This window comes from Paenibacillus sp. J31P316 (assembly GCF_056269105.1).
Genome location: NZ_JBWDNI010000004.1, coordinates 485,493 through 500,779 on the forward strand (window position 1 = coordinate 485,493; position 15,287 = coordinate 500,779).

The 15,287-nt window shown below is 58.3% G+C and carries 10 protein-coding genes; all 10 read left to right on the forward strand.

The window, feature by feature from the left end; genetic code table 11:
- Nucleotides 1–82: 82 nt before the first annotated feature.
- The 10 genes from AC0YNU_RS17570 (at nt 83) to nagZ (ending at nt 15,000) form a co-directional block, all read left to right on the forward strand.
- Nucleotides 83–1,666: an SWIM zinc finger family protein gene (locus AC0YNU_RS17570; RefSeq protein WP_475758833.1), complete on the forward strand. Its 1,584-nt coding sequence runs from the start codon at nt 83–85 to the stop codon at nt 1,664–1,666.
- A complete protein-coding gene (locus tag AC0YNU_RS17575; RefSeq protein ID WP_475758835.1) occupies nt 1,663–4,602 on the forward strand; it encodes a DEAD/DEAH box helicase in 2,940 nt (979 codons plus the stop codon). The genes AC0YNU_RS17570 and AC0YNU_RS17575 overlap by 4 nt, the downstream gene beginning before the upstream one ends.
- A gap of 88 nt (nt 4,603–4,690) precedes the next feature.
- Nucleotides 4,691–4,969 (forward strand): hypothetical protein, encoded by a 279-nt coding sequence (locus tag AC0YNU_RS17580; protein WP_475758837.1) that lies wholly within the window; start codon nt 4,691–4,693, stop codon nt 4,967–4,969.
- 148 nt (nt 4,970–5,117) lie between these two features.
- On the forward strand, nt 5,118–6,095 hold the full coding sequence (locus tag AC0YNU_RS17585; RefSeq protein WP_475758839.1) for an aldo/keto reductase: 978 nt from the start codon (nt 5,118–5,120) through the stop codon (nt 6,093–6,095).
- Nucleotides 6,096–6,324: 229 nt separating this feature from the next.
- A complete protein-coding gene (locus AC0YNU_RS17590; RefSeq protein ID WP_475758841.1) occupies nt 6,325–7,698 on the forward strand; it encodes an ABC transporter substrate-binding protein in 1,374 nt (457 codons plus the stop codon).
- A gap of 268 nt (nt 7,699–7,966) precedes the next feature.
- The gene (locus tag AC0YNU_RS17595) at nt 7,967–8,848 is read left to right on the forward strand and encodes a carbohydrate ABC transporter permease (RefSeq protein ID WP_475758843.1); all 882 of its coding nucleotides are present in this window, start codon (nt 7,967–7,969) and stop codon (nt 8,846–8,848) included.
- Nucleotides 8,848–9,744, forward strand: coding sequence for a carbohydrate ABC transporter permease (locus tag AC0YNU_RS17600; RefSeq protein WP_475758845.1), 897 nt, complete (start codon nt 8,848–8,850; stop codon nt 9,742–9,744). Before AC0YNU_RS17595 ends, AC0YNU_RS17600 begins: the two co-directional genes overlap by 1 nt.
- Before the next feature lie 87 nt (nt 9,745–9,831).
- Entirely contained in the window at nt 9,832–11,634 is a 1,803-nt protein-coding gene (locus AC0YNU_RS17605) for a sensor histidine kinase (RefSeq protein ID WP_475758847.1), read from the forward strand.
- A gap of 4 nt (nt 11,635–11,638) precedes the next feature.
- Nucleotides 11,639–13,321, forward strand: coding sequence for a response regulator (locus AC0YNU_RS17610; protein WP_475758849.1), 1,683 nt, complete (start codon nt 11,639–11,641; stop codon nt 13,319–13,321).
- A 71-nt stretch (nt 13,322–13,392) separates the two neighbouring features.
- Complete coding sequence (gene nagZ / locus AC0YNU_RS17615) at nt 13,393–15,000, forward strand: beta-N-acetylhexosaminidase (protein ID WP_475758851.1); 1,608 nt, start codon at nt 13,393–13,395, stop codon at nt 14,998–15,000.
- Nucleotides 15,001–15,287 lie beyond the last annotated feature (287 nt).

A 15,287-nucleotide genomic window follows, 5' to 3' on the forward strand; every position in this document is an offset into this window, starting at 1 on the left:
GGCCAAGGGGAGATTGCGAAGCGAAACCGCATCCCTATGTGTTATAATGGCAGGAATGGGTATTTATGAACGGAGGGGCGCCATGACCACGTTTTTTCAGCTGGATGACGGGCGGCTTCGGGCACTGGAAACTGCGATTGCAAGCAGCGTTCCATTGGATGTGCTGGAGAAAGGCTTCGATTATTACCGTCGCGAGAAGGTGCTCTCCGTTCAAGTGGTGGAGAGCTCTTCCGTCTACGGCGTCGTGAAAGGAACGGCTATTTACGCGGTCACGCTGGACAGCGATGATTTCGCTTTTAGTACCTGCACTTGTCCGGTGAAGGGCAATTGTAAGCATATGGCTGCCGTATTTTATGCCTATCAGGCAAGCATCGGCGAAAGTCCGGACGAAATTCACAATCGGATGCTGAACGGCAGTTACCTTTCCCGATCGGGCGAGGCTCAGGACTCCGGGAAGCCGGCCCCCGGGGACAAGCAGCCGCATGAGCAAGAACCAAGCCGCTGGCTGGAGGACATGGAAGCCAAGAACGGGGAAGTATGGCGGCAATGCCGCCACTCGCTTCACCCGCTGCAGGCCGTGCTCACGTCCATTAAGGCGGCATCCAAGAATTGGCCGGCCGGTCTTCGCAGGCTGCATTGGATGCACGGCATCGTCTTTGTGCTGGAGCAGGCCGAGCTCGCTTATTCGCATACGGACACGTACAGCCGCTACTACTATGAGATGGCGTTTGCCCGCATGACGGAGCCTTGGATCAATCAGTTCCAAGAGCTGGCCGCCGAGTTGGATCCGGCGGCGCTCGGCGCGGAGGAACGCTTGGCGACGGAAAGCCTGATTGCGGTTTTCCACCGGCGCGACATGGATCGGGAGCAGCAGCTCCACCGGTGGGAGACGCTTTATTTTTCCTTATGGGCGCATTTGATCGAGGATGCCGGCTGGGCGTCGCGGGAGGAAGCGCTGCTGCGCGGCCGTCTGCGGGAGACGCAGGAGAAGCACGGGAGCTTCTTCCTGCCCATGGCGCTTGCCTATCTGGCGTTCGCCGATAACCGCGACGGAGATGCGATGGAGCTGCTGGCTCGCACGACGTTCAACCGGACGGCTTTGCTGGCCTGCGACTGCGCCTTGCAGCGGCTGGAGGAAAGGGACTGGAACAAGCTGGAGGGCTGGGTCGATTATTTGTACGGCGGCTTGTCCGTCGATCGTAAATCGAAGGCGTTCGGCCCGTTTCTGTCCATGTGCCGCCTAGCGGATCGGCAGCAGCCGGAAAACCCGCAGTGGCAGCGGTATTTGGTGTCTTTCCTGCCGTATTCTTATTCCGCGCTTACGGAGCATTGGCTGGATTTGCGGGAATATACCAAATGGGCGGATCTGCAGCTGCTGTTCGGCATCGAGCCCGACGAGATTGATGTCCAGCTGATGCGCGAGATTAGCAAAGCAGCGCCTCGCGTGCTGTATCCGCTGTATCATCAAGCGATCGACGGTGCCATCCGCACGCGCAACCGCCAAGGCTACCGGCAGGCGGTTAAGCTGATGAAGCGTCTGGAGAAACTGTATAAGGCAGAGAAGCAGGGCGAGGCTTGGCGAAAATTCGTGGACGGCATCGTTCGGAAGCATCAGCGGCTTCGCGCGCTGCAGGAAGAGCTGTGGAGAGGAAAGATCGTCACATGAGAGGATACACAGGTACGGAAACGGTCATCGTGGACGGGTTCTGGAAGGAAGGCGAGGGTATCGTTCTCGCCGCCGCGCATGCTGCCGGACTGACGATTCGGCTGCGCAGGCTGCTATTCGCTTGGCATGAGGCCTCCTGGTACGGCGCGGAGATCGAAGAAAGCAACAATGAACGGCTCAAACGGACGGAATTAGCGCTGACGCCCGCCGTTGCCATGGACTATTTGTCTTCTCCCGAGCCCGTTCGTCTGCTTCAAGTGGAATGGACCGAACGCGTGCAAGGCCTCTCCGAGCTTGCGCGGCTCTTGCGGCAGGCGCTGTTGAACGGCTGGTATACGCCGGATTGGTCGCGCTGGCAGTCCGACGCCCGCGCATGGCGCCTCGAATTGCCGCAGGACAGCGCCGAAACGTTGGACGCCTGGCGAGATCTTGTTCCGCGTCTGGAAGCGAATGGCGACGCGTCTGCGGTGCAGGGTTGGCTCAGCGGCATCGTCGAAGAGCTGATTGCGGCGGATCCGGCTGCAGCCGAAGCGTGGCGCGGCGCGGCGGAGGCAGCGGGGGAAGGCGCGCTGCTGATGAAGGCAACCGACGAGGACGACTGGCTCGTGTCGATCGGCATGAAGCAGGATCACGTGCCGTTCCGCATCGCCCTTCAACTGCTGGAGCCGAACGAACGCGGCGGCTGGCGGCTCCGGCCTGCCTTGCAGGACCGTGAGCAAGGCGGCCCTTGGTTCACGCTGGAATTGTCTTCGGATGGAGAAGGGGAGCGCAGCGGCGACGAAGTCACTCGTTTCGTGCTGCCAGCGGACGCTCCGGATTCATGGCGGGCGCCTTTTGTAGGCCGATTGGCTAGAGAAGAAGCGAAATGGGCGGCTGCGCTGGCGGATTGGGCGCTGCCCGAGGGCTTGGCTGGCGCAGCGGTAGCTCGCGACGAAATCGTCTCCGAGTTGACGGACATGCAGGCATGGGAGTTTCTCGAGCACGAGAGCGCCAAGCTGCTCGCTTCCGGCTGCTCCGTGCTGCTGCCAGGCTGGTGGGAAGCGGCTCGGAGCCGGAAGATGAAGCTGAAGGCGAAGGTGAAGTCATCCGTCGGCTCCGGCGAGCAGTCGATGTTCGGTCTGCAGCAGATCGTTGATTTCGATTGGAAGCTTGCCGTAGGCAACGTCGACGTGAGCGAAGCGGAGTTTATGCAGATGGCCGCCCAGAACAAGCGGCTCATGCAGATCGGCGGGGAATGGGTGCATCTGGATCCCGGCGACGTGGAACGGCTGCGCCGCTGGCTCAAGAAGAACGGCGGCAAGAAAGGCTTCACGATGCGCGACGTCTTCGAGATGCATCTGCGCGGCGAGACGGAGCTGGAGCCGGAGAACGAGATCGGCGAATCGCTCACTGCCGAGGTGGAGCTGAACGAGCATTTGACGGCATGGATCGCGAAGCTGAACGAGTCCAGCGAGCTGCCGCTCGTGGAGAAGCCCGAAGCCTTCCATGGCGAGCTGCGGCATTACCAGCTGCAAGGCGTCTCCTGGCTGGCGTTTCTGCGCCGCTTCGGGCTTGGCGCTTGTTTGTCCGATGACATGGGCCTCGGCAAGACGATTCAGTTCACCGCCTATCTCCTTCATGTGAGGGCGACAAGCGGGCTGGGTCCGACGCTGCTCGTCTGCCCGACGTCCGTTATCGGCAACTGGGAGAAGGAGCTGGAACGGTTCGCGCCGGATATTCGCGTGCTCGTCCACTACGGACCGAAGCGCGCGCGCGGCGAAGAATTCGCGGCTGCCGTCGCGGAAGCCGACCTTGTGATCACTTCCTATACGCTGGCGCCGATCGACGAGGAAGAGATGCTGCGCATTCCGTGGGATGTCGTTTGCTTGGACGAAGCGCAAAACATCAAAAATTATTATACGAAGCAGTCTGCATCGCTCCGCCGCCTGCCGGCGAATCACCGCATCGCGCTGACGGGCACGCCGATGGAGAATCGCCTGACGGAGCTTTGGTCGCTGTATGATTTCACGAATCCGGGGTACTTGGGAAGCTTGAACGAATTCCGCAAGGCGGTCGTGCTTCCAATCGAGAAGGACCGGGACGAGCAGCGGATCGCCGAGCTTCAGCGCTGGGTGAAGCCGTTCATGCTGCGCCGCTTGAAGAAGGATCCGGCGATTCAGCTCGCGCTCCCGGAGAAGAACGAGATGAACACGTATCTGTCGCTCACGGTGGAACAAGGCGCGCTGTACGAGAACATCGTATCCGAACTGATGAACGGGCTGGAGAAAGCCGGAGGCTTGCAGCGCCGCGGCATGATTCTCTCCACTCTGACGAGGCTGAAGCAGGTATGCGATCATCCCAGCCTGCTGCTGAAGGAAGACCGCGTGCTGCCGGGCGCCTGGGATCCCGAGCGTTCCAACAAGGTGCTGCGGCTGTTGGAGATGGTCGAGGAAATCGCGGCCGAAGGCGAGCGCTGCCTGATTTTCACGCAGTATGTGGAGATGGGATTGACTTTGAAACGGCTGCTGGAGGAGCGAATCGGCTTGCCGACGCCGTATCTGTATGGCGCCGTGCCGAAAGCGGACCGCGATGCGATGATCGACACGTTCCAGAACGAAGCCGAGCCGGGCTGCGCATTCGTGCTGTCGTTGAAAGCAGGCGGAACGGGGCTTAACTTGACGGCGGCGAACCATGTCGTCCATTTCGACCGGTGGTGGAATCCTGCCGTCGAGAACCAGGCGACGGACCGGGCATTCCGGATCGGGCAGCGCCGCAACGTGCAGGTGCACAAGTACGTGACGCTCGGCACGCTGGAGGAGCGGATCGACGATATGATCGCGCGCAAGCAGCTGCTGAACGATCAAGTCGTCAGCGGTTCGGAGAACTGGATCACGGAGCTGTCCACCGACGAGCTGCGCGAGCTGTTCTCGCTTCGGAAGAATCGGTTAAAAGGATAAACAATACCAACCTATACGATAAGCGATACAAGAAAAAAGGTTCAAGTAGTGCCTTGCGGACAGCCGCGCGGCGAGGGAGGTAAGCGGGATGGCGGAGGATCAATCGAATGCTCGAATCGCGGAAGACGGGACTGTGCGGGGCAGCGAAGGCGGTTCAAGCAGCGCGAGCGGCAGCGAAAGCGGAGTAAGGAATGCCCCGGCAGCTGCAGCCGCCGAGGAAGGCATGCCTGATCCTGATGGCGGGCAGGACATAGAGGGGCAAGCTGCCGTAGATGCTCCCATAGGTCCTGCCGGCGCCGCTCCCCAGTGGCGAGACTTCTATCGCGCTATCCGGGATGCGGTTTCGGACATGCGTTCAGGTAAATAAGACTTCATGACATTTCTTTCGCGGCTTGCTTTTCTTTATAATGGGGAGGGGAAACCTTCCTTATTTGTTATGGATACCGAATCGAAACGGGACAACACTCGCGGGGTGAATTGAATCCGGTTTCAAACCAAAGGAGCTGTGAGAATTAATGAAGTACACGTACTTGGGTCGTTCCGGCTTGAAGGTCAGCCGTCTTTGCTTGGGCACGATGAATTTCGGCGTCGACACGGAAGAGAGCGAAGCATTCAAGATTATGGACGCAGCGCTTGACGCGGGCATCAACTTCTTCGATACAGCGAATATTTACGGATGGGGCGAGAATGCCGGCCGCACCGAGGAGATCATCGGCCGCTGGTTCCAACAGGGCGGCGGGCGCCGCGAGCGTACGGTGCTGGCAACGAAATTCTACGGCGACATGAGCAACAAGTCTGACGGTCCCAACGGCGAAGGCGGCTTGTCCGCTTACAAGCTGCGCCGTCACCTCGAAGCTTCTCTTGAGCGGCTCCAAACGGACCATATCGAGCTGTACCAGATGCACCACGTTGACCGCAATGTCAGCTGGGACGAGCTGTGGAACGCATTCCAAACGGCGCAGACCCAAGGCAAAATCGGTTATGTCGGCGCAAGCAACTTCGCGGGCTGGGATCTAGCCGTCGCGCAAGGGGAAGCCAAATCACGCGGAATACTCGGCCTCGTCTCGGAACAACATAAATATAACCTGCTCTGCCGTTTGCCGGAATTGGAAGTGCTGCCTGCAGCTCAAGGCCTCGGCATCGGCGTCATTCCTTGGAGTCCGCTGGACGGAGGCCTGCTTGCGGGCAACATCAACCGCGGCGGGGGCGGCAAGCGTAGCGCCGACACGGCGCGCCAAAGCAAGCATGCCGCGCAGCTCGAAGCTTACGCGAAGCTTTGCGACGAGCTCGAAGAGCGCGAGGATGTCGTCTCGCTGGCTTGGCTGCTTGCTAATCCGGCCGTAACCGCGCCGATCATCGGCGTGCGGACGCTGGAGCAGTTCGAACGCTCCCTGCGTGCCGTGGAGCTGGAGCTGGATTCGGCGACGCTTGCCCGGATCGACGAAATTTTCCCGGGACCGGGCGGAGAAGCGCCTCGCGCGTACGCTTGGTAAGCGAACTGCGATAACCAGACATGATGGATACTATTCTCTGATTGAAAACGCTGCCCACAGGATATTCACCTCCTGTGGGCCGTTTATTGTTCCCCGCGCCTGACATCTCCGTCGAATATTCACCCGTGCTCGTCGTAATTTCGACCTCCTGTCTTTCTCCTTCTCCCTCTATAATTCAGAGTGTAAGGAACGCAATGAAACCATCATCACCAAATCAGGAGGTCTTTTCATGAAAAAGGGCTTGGCAGCCGCAGTTACGACATTGATGTCGGCGTCACTCGTGCTCTCTGCTTGCGGTTCCTCGAACGACAATACGAACAACGCCAACAACGCGGCCGATAACAAGCCGTCAAATACAGCGACAAATACGACCGCGAATACAGAACAGGCGAAGGACGTAACCTTGTCGCTCCGCCATACGCAGATCAAAGAAACGAGCAAGGTTCGCTTGAAGATCCTGCAGGACGTCGTCGCGAAGACGGAGCAGGAGAACCCTGGACTCAAGATCAACCTGGAAGGCATCGACGAGGTCGTCAACCGCGACCAGAAGCTGAAGGCGGAGATGGCGGCAGGCAACCCGCCCGATATGTTCGAAGTGTTCGGCGGCGCGGACCTGAATTTATATGTGAAGGCAGGCCGAATGCTCGACCTGACGCCGATTATCGAAGAGCTGGGCATCAAAGACAAATTCGCCAGCCTGGACGAATTCACGATCGATGGCAACGTGTACGGTTTGCCTTTCGGCGGCTACAGCGAAGGCGTCTTCTATAATAAGAAAATGTTTGCGGACATGGGCCTTGCCATTCCGAAATCGTTCGATGAGCTGCTGACGCTGGCGGATGCGATCAAAGCGAAGGGCAAAACGCCGTTCGCGCTGGCCGCGAAGGACGCTTGGGTAAACGGCATGCTCTGGAACACGGTCATGGAGCGCCATGTCGGCATTAAGGGATTCGAAGGCCTGGTGACTGGCGACAGCAAGTGGACGGATCCCGATTTCGTGGCCGGTTTTGCGGATTATGCGAAATTGGTGGACAACGACTACTTTACCAAAGGCGCGCTCGGTCTGGCATACGCGGAGCAAGGGGCGAAGTTCCTCAAAGGCGATGCCGCGATGGTCTTTACGGGCACGTGGGACGCGAACCGGTTCACGGGCGACGAAGCAGGCGATCTGAAGGGCAACGTCGGCTACTTCTCCTTCCCGTCCATCGAGGGCGGCAAAGGCGACCAAACGTCCATCAATGCGAGCTATTCCAACGGCTTCGGCTTCTCGTCGAACCTGACGGACGACCAGAAGGCCATGGTGAAGGCGTTCATCAAGAACTTCTTCAACGAAGACATCCAGAAGCGCACGCTGCTAGAAGATAAAGTGCTGCCGTCCATGAAGCTGTCCGACCTGTCCGGCGTGGATCCGCTCATCTCCGAAGTGCTGCAGGTCATGGCAAGCGCATCGACCTCTTGGAAAGCGTTCGACGCCATCGTGCAACCGAGCGTAGGCGCGGACGTAGGCGTCGGCCTGCAGGAGCTGATCGGCAAAGTGAAGAAGCCGGATGCGGTGGCGAAGCAAATCCAAGCGTCCCAGGATAAGGCAAACAAGCAATCGTAATTGCGAGTCAGCCGCATTACCCGTACTGTCATGTCAGTCTGTCATGTCAGTCCATTATGACCAGCTACCATGTTCGTCCTTCCCGAATGAAGCAGAGGGTGCCCTGCCGAAACAAGGCATCCTCTTTTCGATGAAAACAGGTTCGCCCGGCGCGATACGGCGATCCTTGTTTCCTTATATCCTTTTTCCTACTGCTTTTGCTTCCTTATATCCCGTTTCGTCATCTATGGCCCCGCCCCGCTCAGCCCAATTTTCAGGAGGTCCCTTTATGATCCATACGCTTCGCAATCCCTGGACCTATATTGCATTCGTCGTTCCGACTTTGCTGCTCTATTCCCTGTTTTTCATTTACCCGGTCATCGTTTCTTTCATTTATGGCTTGTATAAATGGGACGGCGTGTCGGCGAAGTCGTTCATCGGCAGCGACAATTTCACGCGCCTGCTCGATGACGCCACGTTCCTCAAGGCGCTCGGCAACAATTTATATTTCATGGCTTTCTCGCTTATCGTCAACATTCCGCTCGTGTTCCTGATCTCGATCGTGATCGGCAAAGTCAGGCGCATGCGCGGCTTCTATAAATCGGCCGTATTCATTCCCGTCGTTATCTCGACGGCTACCGTTGCGATTCTGTTCGGGGTCCTCTACGACTACGAATCCGGGCTGTTCAATCAAGCGCTGCGCGCCATCGGCGGCGAGAGCTGGGCCCGGGAGTGGCTGTCCGATCCGCATCTTGCGATGCTTTCCATCCTGATCGCGAACGCCTGGCAGAATATCGGTTTCTTCATCGTGCTGTGCCTCGCCGCGATTCTGAACATTCCGAAGGAGATCGGCGATGCGGCCAAGATCGATGGCGTGAACGGGTGGAACGAAACCTGGTTCATCACCTTGCCTCTCGTCCGGCCCATTCTCTTCGTCATGCTGCTCCTGACCGTTTCCGGGACGCTCAAGGTGCTCGACATCGTCCAAATCATGACGAACGGGGGGCCGTTTCAATCTACCGAGGTCATGTCCACGTACATGCTGAAGGTCGGCTTCCGCTCTATGGAGCTAGGATACGGCAGCGCGATCGGCGTCGCCATGTTCCTCATCACCATGGTCATGACGGGCATTTTGCAACGGATATCCAAGACGGAGGAGGTGCAGTACTGATGGGCCGCACGCTGCAAACGAACGCCGCAGTACCCTTCGGTACCACGTGCAGCAGGCCCGGTTTGCTCGGCCGCATGCAGCGCAGCCAATTCCCGATGCATCTGCTCTTGTGGGCTTACGTCGTCATCGCGTTGTTTCCGCTCGTATGGCTGCTCTTGTCTTCGTTCAAGACGAACCGGGAGATCACGGTCAATACTTGGGCGCTGCCGTCACGGCTTAATTTCAGCAATTACAAGGCCGCCTGGGAGAGCGCCCATATCGGCAGCTATACGTTCAACAGTCTCTACGTCACGTTGGCTGCCTGCTTCCTGACCTTGCTGTTATCATCGGCGACGGCATTCGCGCTCTCCCGGATGAAATACAAGGGGCTCAGCAAGAAAATTTTCGCCTTTATTCTCGTTGGACTCATCGTGCCGCCAAGCGCGGTATTTATACCACTCTATCAACTAGTGAATGACGTTCATCTGATTAATACGCTTCGCTCTCTCATTTTGGTATACTGCACCTATGCGCTGCCGATTACGATTTTCATTCTTCATGCCTTCATGCAGTCCATTCCGCAGGAAATGGAGGAAGCGGGCATCATGGACGGACTTGGCGCGGCAGGGCTTTTCGCCAGAATCATCCTTCCGGTTACGGTGCCGGCACTCGTCACGGTATTCATTCTCGCTTTCATCGGCAATTGGAACGAATATATTTTCTCCCAGCTTTTCGTGACGTCGGAGTCGCTGCGCACGCTGCCGACCGGAATGGCGATCTTCAACGACGGCTACCGGACGAACTTCTCTTCGCTGTCCGCGGCCGTTATCATCAGCATCGTCCCGGTGCTGGCCGTGTATATGTTCCTGCAGCGCCAAATTATCGACGGCATGACCGCGGGCAGCGTCAAAGGCTGATACCCTCGAACCCCGGACGACCCGCATTTGCGGCCGCAGGCTCGTTCGCCATGAGCTCGCGCATTTTGTACAAGGAGCCTTCCGCTTATGAATTTGCGTCCCAAGCTGCTGCTTGCCTTCATCACCTTGATCGTCGTGCCGCTGATCGGGCTCGGCATCGCGTCGTTTTTGAAATCGGAGCATTTGCTGGAGAAGAAATACAGCGAGCAGACCGAGATTACGCTGAAGGCTGTGGGCGGCAACATCCGCTATTTCTTCCGGGAGCTGGATCAGCTCTCCGACTCCAGCGTGACGAATCCGAGCGTTCAGGAAGCTTTGCGAAGCTCGCGCGAATCCGTCAACGATGCCAGCAGGCTCATCGCAATCAGCCAATACGAGAAGTCGCTGGGCAAAATCCTGTTCCAGAACCCTGCGCTCAGCATGGTCGTGCTGTATGGCAAGGACGGTACGATGTTCCGATCTTACCGGAACGATCCGACGACGTTCAAACCGATTCCGTACGACCTTTTGCAGGGTCATTCCATCTATCCCGACATCATGCGGCTAGCCGGCCGTCCGCTGTGGCTCGGTCCTTACGAGCAGCCGGAGCTGACCGGAACGGGCGCGGCCCTGTTCACCCAGATGCGTCTCGTTAAGGACGTCGACACCTTGAACGATTCCGGCATCATGGTCACCCAAATCAAGTCGGACGAGGTCGACAACATGCTCCAGGACTTTACGTTGACCGGCGAGCAGCAGACGCAGTCGAGGTATCTCATCATCGACCAGGACGGCTTGGTCATGATGGACAGCCGGCACGAGCTGGACGGCCGACTGGTCGGCAACGAGACGAAGCTGGATCTGCAGGCGACCGAGCGTTATGCCAGTTACCACGGCCTGTTCGGTCATGAGGATTCGCTGATTTCCGCATACAATCTCGACCGGAGCGGCTGGGTTCTAGTCTCCGTGAAATCCTGGCAGTCGCTTACGAGCGAGAACGTCCGCTTCCTGCAATGGATCGGCGGCATTACGCTGCTTTGTTTGATTTCCGCCGTGCTGTTCAATATTTTCTTCGTCAGCCGCGTGGCCAAGGCTATCATCCGCGTCGTCCGCAAAATGCGCCTCGTAGAGCAAGGGGTGCTCGACACCCGCGTGCCCGCAACGGGCAAGGACGAGACGGTGCTGCTCGCGCGCAGCTTCAACAGCATGGTAGATACGATCGGCCGGTTGCTGTCCGAGGTCCGGACGGAGCAGGAGCGTAAGCAGCGGGCGGAGATGATGCTCATGCAAGCGCAGATCAAGCCGCATTTTCTATTCAATACGCTGGAATCGATCAATGCGCTGGCGGCTCAGAACGAAGGCGGCAAAATCATGGCGATGGTGCGCCGATTGAGCATTTTGCTGCGAACGAGCATGCATCATTCCGAAGTCATTACGATCCGCCAGGAAGTCGAGCATGTGCGAAGCTATCTCGAGATTCAGAAATACCGTTTCGAGGATGTGTTCAGCTACGAGCTCGACATTCCCGAGGAAGCGCTGGATGACACGATTCTGAAGCTGACGCTGCAGCCGCTCGTGGAGAACAGTATCCAGCACGGCTTCGAAGGGCTTCCGTACATGGGGGCGATTCATATTGGTTTGACGGTCGAGGAGGGCGAACTCGTATTCGTGATCTCCGACAACGGCATCGGCATGGATGTCGTCGCCTTGAAGCGGATTAACGGGTTGTCGCGAATCCGGGAGCGGGGGCTGGATGCGGACGATGCGCAGCATGGGGAACGCAGGGGACTGGGGCTGCACAACGTCGCGGACCGGCTGCGCATCCATTACGGAGCGAAGTACGGGCTGAGGCTGTGCTCCGCGGCGGGGTACGGAACGGTCATCCGGATCACTATACCGAGGCAGAGGTGAGTCTATGAACGGCAAAGTGCTGCTCGTCGACGACGAGCTTCATATCACGCGCAATTTGGAGAAGGTCATCCCGTGGAGCATGCTCGGACTGGAGGTCTCCGGTTCGGCGAAGAACGGCGTCGAGGCGCTGGAGCTACTGGCAGCGGAGCCCGCCGATCTCGTGCTTTGCGATATCCGGATGCCCGTCATGGACGGACTGGAGCTGGTGCGGAATATCCGGGAGCTCGGTATCACGTGCGACGTGATCATGCTGTCGGGCTATCAGGACTTCTCGTATACGCGGTCAGCCATCCAGTACGGGGTCAAGGATTACATTCTGAAGCCGATACCGTACGACGAGTTGACGGGCGTCATTGCGCGCGTCATGTCGGAACAGCGCAGCAAGCGGTCGCAGGACAGGGAGGAGCGCCGCAAGCTCCAACGGATCATCGATATGGCGAACGAGAAAATGATGTACGACGTCTTGATGGATTATACCGACCTGACGCCGGACCACTGGCTGATGGCAGGGCAGGAGCAGCTGATCGGCGAGCCGCAGTATTCGCTTATCGTGCTCGATATTGACGTGGGTTCCGCGGATGCCCGCGACTGGCGCGAATGGCCGGACAAAGAGCGGAAGATGTGGAATTTCGCCGTATGCAACGTGCTTCGGGAGACGCTGCATAACGCGGGACTGCAGCATGCCGTCATCCAGATGCGCGACGGGGAATGGTGCGTGCTTCTCCAGCTGGGGAGGACGGAAGAGCTGCCTGCCCTAACGGAAGCGGACCGGGAAGAGCGTCACAGGCAGCAGGTCGTGCGATGGACGGAGCAGTTGTTGGAAGCGGTGAGGCTGAACGCAAAGCTGCGGCTTCACGCGGGTATCTACCATAAAGTCGCGGCGATGAACGAGCTGTCCGAAGCGTACAAAAACGTGCAGCGGGGCATGCAGCTGTCGACGGAGCCCCTGCCGATCGCGCTTTACGGCAGCGAGTTGCCCTGCGTCTTCGAGGCTGGACGGACGCTGTGGGATATTGCGGAGCGGCTGATCGGCGCGATGAAACGCGGAGACGCTTCGGGGGTTGGCGTGGAGCAGCGGCGCATCGCGGAGCAGCTGCGGCAGGCGGGCGGCGGCGCCGAGGGCAGGCTGAAGCCGCTGCTGCATTTTTTGGCGCTGCATTTGATGCGGGAGCTGAAAGAGGCGGACCTGCTCTCGTGGGTGCAGGAAGAAGCGCTATGGCGCAAGATGGATTTGCGCTTCGGCGTGAAGGATCTATTCGCCGCGATCCAGCAGGCATCGAACGAGGGCGTCGCCCGTTCGACGGACAAACGGAAACATTCGGAGCTGCAGATGGCGCAGGCGAAGCAATATATCGACCGCCATCTCTTCCGCGATCTAAGCGTGGAGGAAACCGCGACGTACGTCGGTCTCTCCACTTCGCATTTCAGCTTGCTTTTCAAAGGCGCTTATGGAGAAACGTTCATTGAATATGTGACCCGGCAGCGGATGGAATCGGCCAAATCGCTGCTGGAGGAGACGAATAAGAGCGTCGCCCGAATCGCGAAGGAAGTCGGCTATTCGGAACGGCGATATTTTACGAAGGTATTCATGAAGTATGCAGGCCAGAATCCGACGGATTATCGAATGGCCTTGCAGGGAGCGGGAGCGCTCGTGCAGGTCCACGAGGAGCAAGAAGAAGATCGATAGACGCCGATAGGTTCAAGTTCAACGTATGGCGCTCGACATAAAGAAATTTACACAGAAGGTGGCGTGCTGACATGGGAGAGGCGTGGAATAATTGGAGCTTGCGGGAGAAGATCGGCCAACTGTTCGTGTTCGGCTTTCATGGACATGAACCGTCGGAGGACATTACCGCATTGATAGACGAGTACGGCGTAGGCGGAATTATCTATTTCACCCGCAATATCGTCGACGCCGAACAGGTGCATGGCCTGACATCGGCTTTCATGAATGCCGCGGAGCGCGCAGGCCGTCCTCCGATGTTCATAGCGGTCGATCAAGAGGGCGGCATGGTATCGCGGCTTGTGAAAGGCGTGACGCTGATGCCTGGCAACATGGCGCTCGGTGCAACGGGCGATTCAGAAGGGGTATTCGAGACGGCGGCTATCTGCGGCGAACAAATGCGCGCGCTGGGCATTAATTTGAATTTTGCGCCTTGCGTGGACGTGAATAACAATCCGGACAATCCCGTCATTAACGTTCGATCTTACAGCGATAAGCCGGAAGTAGTCGGCGAGCTGGGGCTGGCCGCCGTTCGCGGCTATCAACGCGCAGGCGTAAGCGCGACGGCGAAGCATTTCCCTGGACACGGGGATACGAGCGTGGACTCGCATCGCGACCTGCCTGTTCTAACGCATGACCGCGACCGGTTGGAGGCGGTCGAGCTTGTGCCGTTCAAAGCGATCGCAGGCGAAGCGGACATGGTCATGACCGCCCATGTGTGCCTGCCCGCGATCGATCCGTCAGGATTGCCTTCGACGCTGTCGGCACCGGTGTTGTCGGGCCTGCTTCGGGACGAGCTCGGCTACGAAGGCGTTATCGTGACGGACTGCCTGGAGATGAACGCGATCGATAAGTTCTATGGACCGGAGCGAGGCGCAGTTCTGGCGCTTCAGGCCGGAGCGGATATGGTGCTCGTCTGCCACACGCCGAGCAAGCAGCGAGCTGCAATCGAGGCCGTTGCTGCTGCCGTGGAGCGCGGCGATCTGACAGAAGCGCGGATCGAAGCTTCGCTTACGCGTATTATGAGCTTGAAAGCAAAACGCAAGGTCGGCGAACCCCTTCAAACATGGGCAGCAGTAGCACCGACGCTTCATACGCCGGAGCAGGCTGCGGCCGCAAGACAGTGGAGCGAAGCCTCGGTTACGCTCGTGAAGAACGAACGCGGCCTGCTGCCGCTGAAGCGCTCGGCGAAGACGCTGGTATTGTGGCCGTCCATCGTAACGGTGTCGGAAGCGGATGAATTGCTTACGGACGACGGTACGCTTGGTGCTCGCTTATCGATCCGCATGCTCGACGTAACGGAGCGTCGCGTCGACGATGCAGATGCGCTTGAAGGACTGGAAGCATTCGAGCAGATCGTCTATGTCAGCTACGACGCGGCGAAGCTCGACAACGAGCGGGACACGGCCAGGCGCCTAATGACGCTTGCAGGAGCAAGAACGATCGCGGTATCGGTCCGCAATCCGCTCGATTTGCTCGTCTATCCTGAGGTATCGACCTTTCTGGCGGTATACGAGTGCCGTCCGCTCGCGCTGGAGTCCGCGGCCCGCGTGCTTATCGGCGAAATCAAGCCGAAGGGCAGGCTTCCTTTAACCCTGTCGGAGCAATACCCTTACGGTTGGCGCTGGGAGGCGCAGCAATAGAGGAGCTGGGACTTGCCGAGAGACTGACCATGCAATCATGCATGATCAGTCTCTTTGTTGGTTCATTGGCTGGATGGGGATTGCAATTGCGCTCCTCGACACGGGACGACAATCAACTGTAAGATTTTACAACTTGCAAGTCTATTCGCCAACATGGTATATTCTAATTCCGGCCAAGACGGACACGTCGAAACGGTGATCGAAATCGAAACAAGCCCAAAAATAAAGCTTGCCAAACGGTTTTGAAATATGATATATTCTAATTCCGGCCGAGAGGCTGGTTGGAA